The 14443-nt window shown below is 65.2% G+C and carries 12 protein-coding genes; 4 read left to right on the forward strand and 8 right to left on the reverse strand.

Annotated elements, in window-relative coordinates; all coding sequences use genetic code 11:
- Positions 1-48 precede the first annotated feature (48 nt).
- Positions 49-1434: an alkaline phosphatase PhoX gene (locus K1X11_RS00315; protein WP_221029127.1), complete on the forward strand. Its 1386-nt coding sequence runs from the start codon at positions 49-51 to the stop codon at positions 1432-1434.
- A gap of 1 nt (position 1435) precedes the next feature.
- Here the strand turns inward: K1X11_RS00315 and K1X11_RS00320 are convergent, their stop codons facing one another.
- On the reverse strand, positions 1436-2008 hold the full coding sequence (locus K1X11_RS00320; RefSeq protein ID WP_221029126.1) for a pseudouridine synthase: 573 nt from the start codon (positions 2006-2008) through the stop codon (positions 1436-1438).
- A gap of 66 nt (positions 2009-2074) precedes the next feature.
- Between K1X11_RS00320 and K1X11_RS00325 the strand changes: the two genes are divergently transcribed.
- Complete coding sequence (locus tag K1X11_RS00325; RefSeq protein ID WP_221029125.1) at positions 2075-3064, forward strand: quinone oxidoreductase family protein; 990 nt, start codon at positions 2075-2077, stop codon at positions 3062-3064.
- Between the two features lie 33 nt (positions 3065-3097).
- The gene (locus K1X11_RS00330) at positions 3098-3490 is read left to right on the forward strand and encodes a hypothetical protein (protein ID WP_221029124.1); all 393 of its coding nucleotides are present in this window, start codon (positions 3098-3100) and stop codon (positions 3488-3490) included.
- A gap of 172 nt (positions 3491-3662) precedes the next feature.
- Here K1X11_RS00330 and K1X11_RS00335 read toward each other — a convergent pair whose 3' ends face one another.
- Both K1X11_RS00335 and K1X11_RS00340 read right to left on the reverse strand, forming a co-directional pair.
- Positions 3663-4526: a DMT family transporter gene (locus K1X11_RS00335; protein WP_221029123.1), complete on the reverse strand. Its 864-nt coding sequence runs from the start codon at positions 4524-4526 to the stop codon at positions 3663-3665.
- The gene (locus K1X11_RS00340) at positions 4523-5629 is read right to left on the reverse strand and encodes a bifunctional transcriptional activator/DNA repair enzyme AdaA (protein WP_221029122.1); all 1107 of its coding nucleotides are present in this window, start codon (positions 5627-5629) and stop codon (positions 4523-4525) included. Before K1X11_RS00340 ends, K1X11_RS00335 begins: the two co-directional genes overlap by 4 nt.
- Positions 5630-5950: 321 nt before the next feature.
- Between K1X11_RS00340 and K1X11_RS00345 the strand changes: the two genes are divergently transcribed.
- Positions 5951-8044 carry a carbohydrate binding family 9 domain-containing protein gene (locus K1X11_RS00345; protein ID WP_221029121.1) on the forward strand — a complete coding sequence of 698 codons (2094 nt, stop codon included), beginning with the start codon at positions 5951-5953 and terminating at the stop codon, positions 8042-8044.
- 85 nt (positions 8045-8129) lie between these two features.
- Here K1X11_RS00345 and K1X11_RS00350 read toward each other — a convergent pair whose 3' ends face one another.
- From K1X11_RS00350 to K1X11_RS00370, 5 genes are read right to left on the reverse strand one after another with little or no spacing between them, the layout of a single operon-like run.
- Positions 8130-9626 carry a CoA-acylating methylmalonate-semialdehyde dehydrogenase gene (locus K1X11_RS00350; protein WP_221029120.1) on the reverse strand — a complete coding sequence of 499 codons (1497 nt, stop codon included), beginning with the start codon at positions 9624-9626 and terminating at the stop codon, positions 8130-8132.
- A 19-nt stretch (positions 9627-9645) separates the two neighbouring features.
- Complete coding sequence (locus tag K1X11_RS00355; RefSeq protein ID WP_221029119.1) at positions 9646-10704, reverse strand: transaldolase family protein; 1059 nt, start codon at positions 10702-10704, stop codon at positions 9646-9648.
- 26 nt (positions 10705-10730) lie between these two features.
- Positions 10731-11654, reverse strand: a complete 924-nt coding sequence (gene iolE / locus K1X11_RS00360; RefSeq protein ID WP_221029118.1) for a myo-inosose-2 dehydratase — start codon at positions 11652-11654, stop codon at positions 10731-10733.
- A gap of 33 nt (positions 11655-11687) precedes the next feature.
- Positions 11688-13562: a 3D-(3,5/4)-trihydroxycyclohexane-1,2-dione acylhydrolase (decyclizing) gene (gene iolD / locus K1X11_RS00365; protein WP_221029117.1), complete on the reverse strand. Its 1875-nt coding sequence runs from the start codon at positions 13560-13562 to the stop codon at positions 11688-11690.
- Positions 13559-14422 (reverse strand): 5-deoxy-glucuronate isomerase, encoded by an 864-nt coding sequence (locus tag K1X11_RS00370; RefSeq protein WP_221029116.1) that lies wholly within the window; start codon positions 14420-14422, stop codon positions 13559-13561. Before K1X11_RS00370 ends, iolD begins: the two co-directional genes overlap by 4 nt.
- Positions 14423-14443: the final 21 nt, after the last annotated feature.

The following is a 14443-nucleotide window of genomic DNA, read 5'->3' on the forward strand; positions in this document are numbered from 1 at the left end:
GGCATGGCGAAGCTTTGACTTCGCCCATCTTCGGCGCAGGTTTTCGGCGTGAAATCACGTCGAGCGTTTATCCGTAGTGCGGGTCTTTATTCCGCGGCCTTTCTGGGGCTGCGCGCGTTGGTCAACAGTCCGCTCAGAGCGGCGTTGGAAGGCGCGGGCTCGGTGGCCGGTTTTGGTCCGCTGCAGGATAGCCCGGATGGCCTGATGCGCGTGGCGGAAGGTTTCCGCTACACCGCCTTTTCGTTCCACGGTGACGAGATGGACGACGGGCTGCTCGTTCCGGGCAAACACGACGGCATGGCCGCTTTTGCCGGTCCAGACGGCACCACGCTGCTGGTGCGCAACCACGAGATCGAGAGCGCGTGGCTCGACGTAAGTCCCTATGGTGAGGGCAACCATCGCTTCGATCGCGTGGACGCCTCGCGCGTTTACGACAAAGGCCATGGGCGTCTGCCGTGTATTGGCGGCACCACGACGCTGGTTTTCGATACGAAGACCCAGACCCTGAAGGGCCACCACCTGTCGCTAGCCGGCACGCAACGCAACTGCGCCGGCGGTCCGACCCCGTGGGGCACCTGGGTGACCTGCGAGGAAGTGAATGGCGAACGCGAGCCCGACGAGGAGGAGTGGCACGGCTACAATTTTGAAGTGAAACCCTCGGCCAAGCCGGGCCTGGTCGAGCCCGTGCCGCTGCGCGCGATGGGTCGCTTCCGCCACGAGGCGATCGCGGTCGATCCGACCTCCGGTGCGATTTACGAGACGGAAGACCTCGGCGACGGTTTGCTCTATCGTTTCCTGCCGAAGGAGCCGGGCAACCTCGCGGCCGGTGGACGGCTGCAGGCGCTGGTGGTCACCGGTATGAACCAAGCGGATACACGCAACTGGCCGGGCACGCCGGGCTTCCCGATCGGCCAGCCGCTGGCGGTGGAATGGCTCGATTTGGAGAATGTCGACAGTCCGGTGCTCGACCTGCGCCACCGCGGTCGCGCGGCGGGCGCGGCGGTGTTTGCCCGTGGCGAAGGTGCGTGGTGGGGCGACGGCGCGGGCTATTTCGCCATGACCAACGGTGGTCAGAACACCATGGGCCAGATCTTTAAATACGTGCCGAGTCCCTACGAAGGCACCGAACAGGAGAAAACGCAGCCCGGCACGCTCGAGCTTTTCGCCGAACCCAACGACACGGGGCTCTTGGCCAACTGCGACAACCTCACGGTGGCGCCGTGGGGCGACCTGATTGTGTGTGAAGACACCAGCGGCGTGTGCCGCGTGGTGGGCATCACGCCGGCCGGCGAATATTACGTCGTCGCACAGAACCCAACCGTGGGCCACGAACTGGCCGGCGCGTGTTTTTCGCCGGATGGTTCCACCTTGTTCGTGAACGTGCAAAACCCCGGTTACACCGTGGCGATCACGGGCCCCTGGCCGACGCGATAGCTCAGGCGAACACCAGCCGACGTTCGGCGTCGTTCAGCCCGCGCCACTCGCCCGGCTGGAGCGCGAGTTTAGCCAGTTCGAGCTGACCGATGGTGGCGCGGTGCAGGCGCAGGGTGGGGTGATCCACCGCGGCGGTCATGCGGCGCACCTGACGGTTTTTGCCCTCGGTGAGCACGAGCGAGATCCAAGCATCCGGCACATTTTTGCGATAGCGCACCGGCGGATCGCGCGGGGGCAGCGTCGGGGCCGGATCCAATAAACGCGCTTCACAAGGCGCGGTGTGATGACCGCGGATGTTCACCCCGGCGGCCAACTGACGCAGCGCGGCGGCATCGGGAATCCGTTCCACCTGTGCCCAATATTCGCGTCGATGACCGCGCTTGGGATCGAGCAAGCGGGTGTTGAGGCCGGGTTCGTCGCTGAGCAGCAGCAGGCCCTCCGAGTCCGCATCGAGCCGACCCAATGGATAGACCCGACTCGGCAGGCCAAAGTCCGCCAGGGTGCTCCACCGCGAACCGGGTTCGGGCGTAAACTGGGAAAGCACCCCGTAGGGTTTGTAGAGGGCGATGAGCACGGTCGCAGCAAAGGGAACCGGCCTGCGGGTTTGCGAGATCGAACAAGTGTGACCACTGGTGTGGGCATGCGAGCTGCGCTGTTTCCTTCCGTAAACGAACTCCAAGTGGGCGAAGTCGCCGATCCCGCGCCGAAAGCGGGCGAGGTTGTGGTCGAGCTCAAGGCGGCTGCCCTCAATCACCGCGATCTGTGGATCAAGCTGGGCAAATATGCCGGACTCAAATGGCCGATCATTCCGGGCTCGGACGGTGCCGGCGTGGTGGTTTCGGGCGGCGAGGAGGTCGGCTTTCGTCCCGGCGATGAGGTGATCCTTTGTCCGAGTCTAAATTGGGGCGACAGCCCGGCGGCGCAGGCCAAGTCCTTTGAGATTTTGGGCCTGCCACGCGACGGCACGCTTGCTCAACAAATCGCCATTCCCGCCGCGCAACTCGCGGCGAAACCCGCGCACCTCTCCTTTGAGGAAGCGGCGGCCTTGCCCTTGGCCGGACTCACCGCCTACCGCGCCCTGTTTTCACGGGCGCACCTGCAGGCGGGCGAGCGGGTCTTGATCAACGGCATCGGTGGCGGCGTGGCTCTGTTTGCCCTGCAGTTTGCGGTGGCGGACGGCGCGGAGGTGTGGGTGACCTCGAGCAGCAACGATAAGATTGCCCAAGCCAAGGCGCTGGGCGCGAAGGGCGGCTTCAACTACAATGACGAAACCTGGCCGAAGGCGGCGGAGCTGGAGGCCGGGGCCTTCGATGTGATTGTCGACAGCGCCGGCGGCGCGGGATTTGGAAACTTGGTCGACGCCGCCGCGCCGGGTGGTCGCATTGTGTTTTTCGGCGCCACCTGCGGCGACCCTGACACGCTGCCGATGCGCAAGGTGTTTTGGAAACAGCTCTCGCTGCTAGGCACCACGATGGGCAGTCCCGACGACTGGCAGGCGATGCTGGCCTTTGTCACCGAGCATCAAATCAAACCGCAAGTGAGCGCGACCTTCCCGCTCGGCGACGCCGCGGCGGCGTTTGATCTGATGGAAAAGGGCGGCCAGTTTGGAAAGATCGTCGTCTTGCCGTAAGGGGCCGAACGGCGTTTGTTGGGACTCGTTACCATGCTGTTCCAAAAGAAATCCTCCGCCCCACTTTCGCTCCCGCAATCGGAACGCGAAGCCATCGTCGATCTTCTGCACCTGTGCCTCTACGCTGATTCACACATCAGTCTGAAGGAAGGTCAGTTCATTGCCGATGTCGTCGACGTGATCGGCTGGGATGCCAATTTGTCTTTCCCGGTTTATGAGTCGCGGTCGATCGCCGCGGCCCGAGTCGCACGAGGTGGTGGTAAGGAAAAGCAGGATTTTCTGAGTTTTGCCGCCGAGCGCCTCCAGTCTCCCGAGGGCCGTTTGCTCGCTGTGGAGTTGTGCCGTGATCTTGCCGCCGCTGATGGAACCGTGCAGCGGGAAGCCACGGTGATCGGCGAGATCGTGAAGGCGCTGGACGCACGCTGAACATCGACGAGCTTCGGCGACAGCGGCGGAGACCGAGAGGCAACGGAGCGCGACCAAGGTCGCAGCCTACAGTGCGCGTCCGAACCCTCACTGTAGGCCGCGAGCTCGCTCGCGCTGCGTATGATGGCGGCGGAGAGGCACCGTGGAGAGGCCGACACGGCCGCTGCTACACTCAGACGCGTTTTTGTCCGACCACCAGCCAGGTGCCGGCGAGCATGATGGCGCAGCCTAGCAACATGCCGCTGGTGATGCGTTCGTGGAGTAGCAGGAAGCCCCACAGCATGCCGAAGACCGGGATCACGAAGGTGACCGTCGTGACGCGGGTCGGTCCGATGTCGGCGATGAGCCGGTAGAAGATCAAGTAAGCGACCGCGCTCGAAAGCACGGCGAGCACCAGCAGGGCACCGATCACGGTGAGCGACGGGACCGCGGTGGGCGGCGCGAACGGCAGGCCGAGCAGCAACACCGGCGCGACCATGAGTTGGCTGAAGGCGGCGTTGCCCTGCGGCGGCAGATGCGGGGCGCGCCGTTTGAGGTAGATGCCGTTGAGCGCGTAACAACAGGGCGCGATCAGGGTGATGCCAATGGCTCCGAGCACGACCGGCGTGAGCGCAACGTTGCCGAGTTTGTTGGCCAGAGTGACGCCGGTGATGCCGAGGAAGACGCCTAATCCGCGGCGCAGGTCAAAGGCTTCCCCGAGCCAAATGGCGGCGAAGAGCGCGCCGAACAGCGGGGTGGTGGCGTTGAGGATGGAGAGCAGCGACGCGGGCAACCACAGCGCGCCGATCGCGTAGCAGATGAAGGGGATGCCGCTGCCGAGCAGGCCGACTTTCAGGTAGCTCCACTTGTAGTCGGCCCAGCGCGCATCGAAGCGGATGGCGCGCAGGTAGAACACCAGCACGAGGCCGGCGATGCCTACGCGCCCCGCGGCGGTCAGCACCGGTCCGAGGACGGGCGCGCAAATGCGGATGAACACGAAGGACGCGCCCCAGATTGCGCTGAGGAGCGTAAATCGAATCCAATCCTGTGTTCTCATGCCGGAGCAGAAACGGCCAAACGGCGCTCGTGGTCGAGCAGCCATTGTTTGCGCCAAAGGCCACCGCCGTAGCCGGTCAGTTTGCCGTCGGCTGCAATCACGCGGTGGCAGGGAATGATGATGGAGATGTAGTTCATGCCGTTGGCGCGGCCGACGGCGCGCGACGCGCCCGGGCGACCGAGGGCGCTGGCCATCTGACTGTAGCTCTGCGTCTCGGCCGGACCGATGGTGCGCAGGTGCGCCCAAGCGACCTGTTCGAAGGGCGTGCCGGTGGGCGCGAGCGGCAGGTCGAAGGTGGTGCGGCGACCGGCGAAGTATTCAGCGAGTTGGGACGCGGCAGCGGTGAGTGTCGGATGCGAACCGGGCACGACGGTGACTTTGAGGCGTTCGCGCAGGGTGATGAGTTTGCGTTCGAGTCCGCGGCGGTCGACGAAGTCGAGCACGTGCAGCCCCTCGTCGTCGGCCAGCGCGAGCATGCGGCCGAGTGGAGTGGTGAAGCGTTCGGCGAAGAGCACGCGTCGCGTGGCGGCGGCATCGCGGGGGGCGGCGCCGAATAGACGGCGGACGGCCTCGCGGAAGCCACTGGCCGATTCGAAGCCTTGGGCAAACTGGGCCTCGGTCACGTTGCCGTGGTGACCAACCTCGCGCAGGGCGAGGCCCATGCGCCGGGCGCGGGCGTAGGCTTGGAAAGTCATGCCGTAGTAGCGGCGAAACTGGCGGCGAGCGGTGGACGGATCGATGCCGCGGGCGGCGAGTTCCTTTTCGGTGATGCGGCCGGTGGGGTCGGCTTCGACGGCTTCGCGCAATTGGATGACGAGAGGCGGTGGGGGCAGCTCGCGATCGATGGGTTTGCAGAGTTTGCAGGGACGGAATCCGGCGTGCAGAGCTTCGGACGGGTTGGCGTAGAATGAGATATTCTCCGGCTTGGGTTTGCGGGCCCCGCAGGTGGGTCGGCAGAAGATGCCGGTGGTGTGCACGCCGACGAGGAAGATGCCCTCCGCCGCGGAGTCGCGGGCGTAGAACGCGCGCATCATGGCGTCGCGGGAAGGCAGGGCGGATTCGGTCGGCGGAGGCATCGGCGCAGGCGCGAGGTGGTAGCTCATGGGGAGGAGCTTAGCAAATCGCCCGGCGCGCCCGCCGCCGATTTTCGGGCAGAGATATCTGTGGAGCTGGGGAACGCCATGAATTCTAACTGATAGACCCGGGACGACTGGTCGCGGGGCGGTGGGGCAAGTGTGATGGCGGTTGCCCCTCTGCCGTTGGCGCGGCCCCGTGTGTCGCGTCTGGACAGCGTGTTCACCCCCCACGATTTTGCCATGTCCCCAACCCCATGCTCCGTCTTGTTTTCTGCGTTCTGTGCCTCGGCCCTTTGCTCCGGGCGGGAGATCCTGAGGCGATGGTGGTCAAACCTGGGATTGGTGTTGTTGAGCGCCTTATGGCTGGGGGCGCAGGACGATGTCGCCACGAAGTTGCTCGAGTTGCCCGAGGCGACAGTCTCGATCTCGGTGGACGGCGCATTGACGGAGGCGTCCTGGTCCGGGGCCGCGGTGAGACGTGACCTGTTGCAGGTGGAGCCTTCGCCGGGTTTGCCTGGCAGTGAACGCACCGAGGTGCTGCTCCTGCGGGACGCGCAGCATCTGTATGTGGGCGTGCGAGCTTACGATCGGGAGGCAACGGGAATCCTGGCGCGGCAACTGCGGCGGGACGCTAGTCTGGGGGGCGACGATCATTTTGTGTTGGTGGTCGATTCGATCGGCGACCGGCGCGAGGGTTACCAGTTCAGCATCAATCCGCGGGGGGCGCGTTACGATGCGTTGGTGACGGGGCAGACCCTGAACGACGATTGGGATGGAATCTGGCAGGGACGCGCGCAGGTCACGGCGACGGGGTGGGAAGCGGAGATGGTGATCCCGTTTGCGACATTGTCGTTCCGCGATGACGGCACACCGTGGAACATCAATTTTGAGCGGCGCATCGCGCGCAAGAACGAGACGGTGCGTTGGACGGCGGCGAGCCGAAATCAGCGTGCGTATTACCTCGGCAGTGCCGGACAGATGACGGGCATGGCGGATCTCAACATCGGGCTGGGGCTGGACTTTCGACCCTTTCTGCGCGGCGGCTGGGAGGATGTCGCCGGCGTCGGGGACGACACTTCGCTGGATGCGGGTTTCGACCTCTTTTGGAAGATCTCACCCACGATATCGACGGCGTTGACCTACAATACTGATTTTTCGGAAACGGAGGTGGATGACCGGCTGATCAATCTGACCCGTTTCTCGACCTTCTTCCCGGAGAAGCGGGCCTTCTTTTTGCAGGACGCCGGGGTGTTCGCCTTTGGGGATCAGTCCAACAGCCTGCTGCCGTTTTTTTCGCGACGCATCGGATTGGATGCCCAGGGCAACACGGTGGATCTGCGTGCGGGGCTGAAAACGACCGGGCGCACGGGACCGTTTTCCTTCGGGGTGTTGGCTGCGCAAACACATGATACTTTGGGCAATCACAACCTGGGCGTGGCGCGCGGACGGTTTGATGTGTTGGAGGAGTCGACCGCGGGTTTCATCTTCACGCGAGGAGATCCGTTGGGTGGCGACAAGGACTGGTTGGGCGGCATTGATCTGAATTTTCAAACCAGCCAATGGCGCGGTGGCGACCAGACGCTGCGACTCAACGCGTATGCGCTCCAGACCTACGATGACGGCACCGACACCAACGCGGGCGCTTACGGCGTGGGGTTGCGCTACCCGACGGATCGCTGGTCGGTTACGACCAATCTGTTTCGCATCGACGAAGGCTTTCGACCGGCGCTCGGCTATGTGCGTCAACGGGGCATTTACAACGCTTCCGGCAAAGTGGTTCGACGCTGGCGCCCGGCGAATTTTGAGAGCATCGACTGGGGCACGGCGGTCAGTTACGTCGCGCGGCTGGACGGCGAACTGGACTACTTCGAAGCGTCGATCGTCGACTTCACCATCACCCCGCCTAGCCGGGAGTTTTTCGGGGCGTCGTGGTTCGTTTACCGGGAGGCGATCACGCAACCGTTTTTCATCGGACCCGGTGTGCTGGTGCCGACCGGAGTGCACGACACCCAACGTTTCTCGGCCTGGTTTGGCACCAGCAGCGCCCGGCCCTGGGGGGTGCGCACGGAGGTGTCGCAGGGTGGGTTTTACAACGGGGAGAGCTGGGAAACATCGCTTTCACTGGAGATGCGCGCGCTCGATCATTTTCACCTGTCCTTGGATCATGGATACTTCCAGGTCGATCTGCCGCAGGGAGAGTTTGATATTCACAATGCGGGCCTGCGGGCGGATGTGCTTTTCTCGCCGGACCTGAATCTTTCGCTGGTGGCCAACTGGGATAGTCTGTCGGAGGACCTGGGGGCAAACGTGCGGTTGCGCTGGACGCGCACACCGGGGCAGGACGTGTTCCTGGTGTTTAACCAAAACATCAGCACCGAGCACAGCTGGCGGGCGCTGCAGACCGGCGTTTCCGCCAAGGCCGTGTGGTCGTTCCGCTTCTGATCGCGGGACAAGAAAAAGCCCCGCCGCGAGTTGCCTCGGGGCGGGGCTGCAGTGCGGTCGGGATGAGCGCCGCACAAGAGGGGGATTACTTGCGCCAGATGTCGCCTTCGTCGGCGTGGAACCAGCGCGAGGTGGTGACCTTGGGTTGGGTGTAGAAGAGGATTCCACCGCGGCCCTGCATGGGCTGATCGCCAAAGAAGGAGTCGTTCCAACCGCTGAAGGGGAACATCGCCATGGGGGCGGGCACACCGACATTTATGCCGATCATGCCGGCGTTGACCCGGTGTTGAAACTCACGGGCTGCTCCGCCGGAGCGGGTGAAGATGACCGCTCCGTTGCCGTAGGCGGAGGCGTTGGCCTGGGCGATGGCCGCGTCGAGATCGTGCATGTGCATGACATTGAGCACGGGGCCAAACACCTCTTCCCGGGCCAGTCGCATGTCGTTCTGAACATCGTCGACGATGGTCGGGCCGAGGTAGAAGCCGTTGGGGGCGTCCGGCACGCGCACGGCGCGTCCGTCGGCGATGACGCGGCCGCCGCTTTGCTCGCCGCTGTCGACCAGGTCGCGCACGCGATCGAGATGCGCCTGGGTGATCAGGGCGCCCATGCCGGGTTGCGTCTCGACGTCGGTGCGGCCGACGGAGAGCTCGCGGGCGGCGCGCTGGAGTTCGGGCATGAGTTTTTGACCGCGATCTCCGACGGTGAGCACACTGGAACCAGCCATGCAGCGCTCGCCGGCACAGCCGAAGGCGGCGTTCATCACCGCCTCGACGGTTTTGGGAATATCGGCATCGGGCATGACCACCACGTAGTTTTTGGCGCCACCGTTGGCCTGCACCCGTTTGCCGTGAGCGGTGGCGGTGGTGTATATGTGACGGGCGATCGGCGTGGAGCCAACGAACGACACGGCGCGCACGTCCGGATGCTTCAGCAGAGCGTCGACAGAGTCGGCGCCGCCATGCACGAGGTTGAACACGCCGTGGGGCAGACCGGCTTCGATCAACAGCTCGGTGAGGCGGACGGCGGTGAGGGGCACCCGTTCGCTGGGCTTGAGCACAAAGGTGTTTCCGCACACCAACGCGAGCGGGAACATCCACAGCGGAATCATGGCCGGGAAGTTAAACGGCGTGATGCCGACGCAGACGCCGAGCGGGTGACGGGCCAGTTCACCATCGATGCCGCGGGCGATATTTGGCAATACCTCGCCCATGAGCAGCGACGGCGCGCCGCAGGCGAGTTCGACGACCTCGTAACCGCGGTAGAGGTCGCCGCGCGCCTCGGCGTAGGTCTTGCCGTGTTCGCGGCAGATGAGTCGGGCGATTTCGTCGAAGTGTTGTTCCAGCAACGCGCGGTAACGGAACATGACGCGGGCGCGCTCCACCACGGGAGTCGCCTCCCAGGCCGGAAACGCGGCGCGGGCGGCGGCGACGGCGGCGTCGACTTCGCTGGACCCGCCGGTGGGAACCTCGGCAATGACTTCGCCTAGCGAAGGATTAAAAACCGGGGTGCGCGGCAGGTCGGAGTAGTTGATCCATTCGCCGTCGATGTAGGCGGGAACAAGGGGAGGGGATTGATCTGACATAAAGGGCGGTGAACGGAGTTCAGTTGAGCATGGCTTCGCGCACGATGCAGAGCAGGTCGGCGTAGCCGCCGAGAAACTGTTTGAGGGTGTGCTGAGTGGCGCCGAAGCGGAGGAATTCGGGCGGTGTCATGCCGGCGGGATCGTAGGCCTTCACGAAATCGGGGAAGGTCTGTTCGAGCTCGTGCACGATCGCGGGGTCCACCGGATCATCGAGGGTGAGGGTGGGCGTGGTGCCGCTGTCGTTAAACGTCCGCCACCAGTTGTAGGGAATGGTCTGGAGCACGTCGGGGCCGATGATTTGTGACCAGTGGCCCTCGTGCCGATAGGCGGCCGCCAGCAGCGTGCCCGGGCGGCCAGCCGAGCGGAAGAGCTCGTGGGCGCGCTTAAACACCGCGATGCCGGCCCAGTTGATGGCTTGCTCCGCGGCGGAAATTCCTTCGGCCGCGGCGACGCGCTTGAGGTGATCGTCCACCCGGCCGATCATGAGAGTGATGTAGGGGCGTAGTCTATCGGTGGATACGCCGGCGGAACGGGCGCGCTGCAGGCCACGTTCGATGGCGTCGGACACAGCGATGGCTTGAGCGACCGAAAAGCTCACGGTCGCGTTGATGCGAATGCCGGCGGCGGTCAGATCTTCCATCGCGACGATGCCCGCCACCGTCGTGGGCAGCTTGATGGCGATATTGGGGGCGAGCGCGGCGAGCTGGCGGGCCTGCGCCACCATGCGCTGTGGGTCCGGGTAGAACTGCGGGTTCACCTGCATGGAGAGGAACCCCTTCTCGCCGTTGGACGCTTCGAAAACGGGCTGCAGGTGGGTGGCGGATTCGATGCCGAGGGCGTGGATCAGTTTCCAGGCGATTTCGTCCTCGGTCGCGTGCGGATGTTCGCGAATGAGGCGTTCGAGATGAGGGCGGCAGAGCTCCGGATGGTCCTGCGCGGCTTTGGAGACGATGACGGGGTTGGAGGTGCCGCCGACCGCGCCGAGCGCGACGGCTTCGGCGAGTTCGGAGGCGACTCCGGAATCGTTCCACCAATCCGCGCCGAGCGCGGTCATTTGCGACATGGGTGAGTCAATCATGGTAAATATGGGGGGGATGGGGAGGTTCAGGCGCCGGTGTGTTGGCGCACGTAGTCGCGGGCCGCGCGGGCTTTGGGCAGCGCGGGCACCTGCACGGGATCTTCCTCGGCCTCAACGACGAGCCAGCCGCGGTAACCGGCTGCGGCGAGGACGTTGAAGAGCGAGGGAAAGGAGATGCCCCCGGCCGGATCGCCGGGGATGGTGAACACGCCGCTCTTTACGGCGCGGTGGAAGGACCAGGCTTCGGTGCGGGCGCGGTCGACGATCGCGGGACGCACGCTCTTGAGGTGCACGTGGGCGATACGGGAGGCGTAGTGTCGGGCAACCGCGATGGGGTCGAGGCCGGCGAAGGCGAGATGGCCGGGGTCCAGCACCAACTGCAGCGATGGCACCGCCTGCATAAGGCGATCGAGGCTGGCCTCGTCCTGAATCACGGTGCCCATGTGATGATGGTAGGCGAGGCGCAGCGGCGTCGCGGCGGCGATGTCGACCAGCCGCGTGAGTCCGGCGATGAGTTGGCTCCATTGATCCGGCGTCAGGCGTGGCTGCGGGTTGTCGCCACTTCCCAAGGCTGTATCAGGATCGCCATGACAGCAGAACGAGCATTCGGCCACGATGGCCACCTGGGCTCCGGCGGCTTGCAAGCGTTGAAGGTGCTGATGAAAGCGGGCCTCTTCGGTCGCGAGATCCCGCGTGGCGAGGAAGGTGCTGTGCCAACCACCGATCAGCTGCAGCTCGTGCGCGGCCAGGGTGGTGCGCAGGTCAACCCCGGAGGCGGGGTAGGCGTGACCCAGTTCGGAGCCGGCGTAGCCAGCGGCGCGCATGTCGTGCAGGATGGTTTCCAGCGGCACGTCTCCGGCGAGATCCGGGAAGTCGTCATTGCTCCAGATGATGGGGTTGGCGCCGACCGAGCAGGCGGCGAGGGAAGAGGAAGCGAGGGGGGCAGACATGGCGGTCGGGGGCGGATTCGCAGGGGGGGCAGGTCAGTAGTGGAACCGTTGTTTCTGCCGGGCTTGTTCGTAGTCCGTGCGGGCTTTCTTGACCGACGGCAGGGCGGAGACTTCGGCCGGCGGCACGTCCCACCAGGAGAACGACTGCATGACCGAAGCGGTGGAAACGGGGATGTAGATGAAGCAGGTTTCCGTGGCCTCGCGGGCAGCGGCGAGAGCGGCCCGGATCGAGTCGCGGTCGGTGGCAGTGAAGGTGCGGGCACCGAGGCTGGCGGCGTTGGCGGCAAAATCGATGGGGATCACCCCGCCGTCGAGGCGGCGGGAGTTGGCGCTGCGTTCACGAAACTCGTTGCCGAAACTGCGCCCGCCACAGCCGCGTTGCAGGTTGTGGATGCAGCCGAAGCCGTGGTTGTCCACGAGTACGACGGTGATCTTTTTGTTTTCCTGCACTGCGGTGACGATCTCCTGGCTGAGCATCAGGTAACTGCCGTCGCCGAGGAAGGCGTAGACCTCGCGTTCCGGCGCGGCGATTTTCACGCCGAGGGCGCCGGCGATTTCGTAGCCCATGCAGGAGTAGCCGTATTCCGAGTGGTAGTCGGTGGCGGAGTGGCCGCGCCAGAGTTTGTGGATGTCGCCGGGGATGCCGCCGGAGGCGTGGACAACGGTGCTGTTGCCATCGCACGCCTCGTTGAGGAGGCGCACAACTTCGCTTTGGTAGATGGCTCCGTCGGGGCCGTGGGCACCGGGAGCGGTCATTGCCTGCCAGGGTTTTTCCCAGGCGCGGCGGGCGCGCGCGATGGCGCGCTGGTGGGTGGTGGGCACCTGCCAGCCGCGCAGGCGGCGACGCCAGGCGGCGAGCGTGGCGCGCGCATCACCCACGAGTGGCAGCGCGCCGTGTTTGGCGGCATCCATGGCGTTGGTGTTGATGGCGACAAAACGAACCTGGGGATGCTGGAACTGGGTTTTGGACGCGGTGGTGAAATCGGAGAGCCGCGTGCCGATCGCGATGACAACATCGGCGCGGGCGGCGATTTGGTTGGCGGCGGCTGTGCCGGTGACGCCGACGGCGCCGAGGCCGAGGGCGTGGGACTCGAGCAGCGCGCCCTTGCCTGCTTGGGTGACGGCAACGGGGATGCCAGTGGCGGTGGCAAAACGCGCGAGCTCGGCGGTGGCGTCGGCGTAGTGCACGCCACCGCCGGCGACGATGAGCGGAGCGCGGGCGCTACGCAGCAAGTCAGTGGTGGCGGCGAGGGCTTCGGCCACGGGCACGGTGCGATACTGGTCGTAGACGCGTTTGGCAAAGAAGTGGGCGGGGAAGTCGTAGGCTTCGGCCTGCACATCTTCGGGCAAGGCGATGGTCACAGCGCCGGTTTCCGCCGGGTCGGCGAGGACGCGCATGGCCTCGGGCAGGGCGGTGAGCAGTTGCTCGGGGCGATTGATTCGGTCCCAGTAGCGCGAGACGGGACGGAAACAGTCGTTGACGCTCGTTTCCTGGCTGCACGGGTGTTCGAGCTGTTGCAGAACCGGGGCGGGGCGACGGTTGGCAAAGATGTCGCCGGGCAGAAGCAGCACTGGCAGGCGGTTGACGGTGGCGGTGGCGGCGCCGGTCACCATGTTGGTCGCGCCGGGACCGACGGAGGAGGTGCAGGCGAGGGTGCCGAGACGTTGTTTGGTTTTGGCGAAGGCCGTCGCGGTGTGCACCATGGCCTGCTCGTTGCGCGATTGGTAGTAGGGCAGATCGGGCGACGCGTGTTCCTCGATGGCCTGGCCGAGCCCGGTCACGTTGCCGTGGCCGAAGATGCCGCAGATGCCTTGGATGAGGCGGTGTTCCTGGCCGTCGCGCCGGATGTATTGTGCTTCCAAAAAGCGGACGAGGGCGGCGGCAGTGGTGAGACGGATGGTCTTCATCGGGAAGCGGGGAGGGTCGGTTGCCAGCCCTGTTGCTGTGCATCGAGCAACCAGGTGTGAGCGGGGGTGAATTTAAATCCCTTGTAGGGACGGCGCGGGAGGTGGTGCACCACCCAGAGATAATACATGCCGTAGCCGGGCGCGGAGACCTGGGCGTGGTCGAGGCCACCGGGAATGCCAACCGTGTCGCCGTGACGGACCTTGAGGACGTCGTCGCCGAGTTCGGCGTGGCCGTAGCCGCGCGGGTCGGTGAAGCGGTAGTGGTAGATTTCCGGTTGGGCGTGGTGGTGGGGCGGATAACTCGACCAGCGGCCGGGGTAGTTCACCACCTCGCCGACCACGAGGTCGGAGTCCGGACGGGTGTTGTAGTCAAAGATCGTGCGCACACAGCGGCGGCAGGCTCCCTGCACCAAGCCGGCTCCACGATCCTCGCTGTCGACTGCGGAGGCGGGCGTAAAGCGGGTAGGCAGCGGAGCGGATTTGGAGGAACGAATGACGGCGAGCTCCGCGCCGCCGGTGCCGGCCTTGAGCTCCAGCTCCGTGCCGGCGCCGCAATGGTAGGTGGAGGGATCCTCGTCGAACAGGGACGCGCGACTGGCGAGGTGTTCCTGCGCGGCATCGCGGAAGCGGATCTCGCCGTGCAGGAGCACAAAAACGGATTCGACGGTGCAGGTCTCGCTGTGGCGTTGACCGCGGCGCAGGCGCAGAATGCCGAAGTCCATGTTGGTCTCGGCGGGGTCGCGGCGTTTGCTTCCCGGGGTGACGATGGCGGTATGTCCCAGGGGGAAGCGTTGGGCGGTGGAGGATGCCGGAGCCGGGACGCGACAGGAGGAGGAGTTAACTGTTCGATTTTTTGGCATATTCAAATCCTTGCGAAGTGC

Origin of the sequence: Actomonas aquatica (assembly GCF_019679435.2) — a bacterium.
GTDB classification, from domain to species: Bacteria; Verrucomicrobiota; Verrucomicrobiia; order Opitutales; family Opitutaceae; genus Actomonas; species Actomonas aquatica.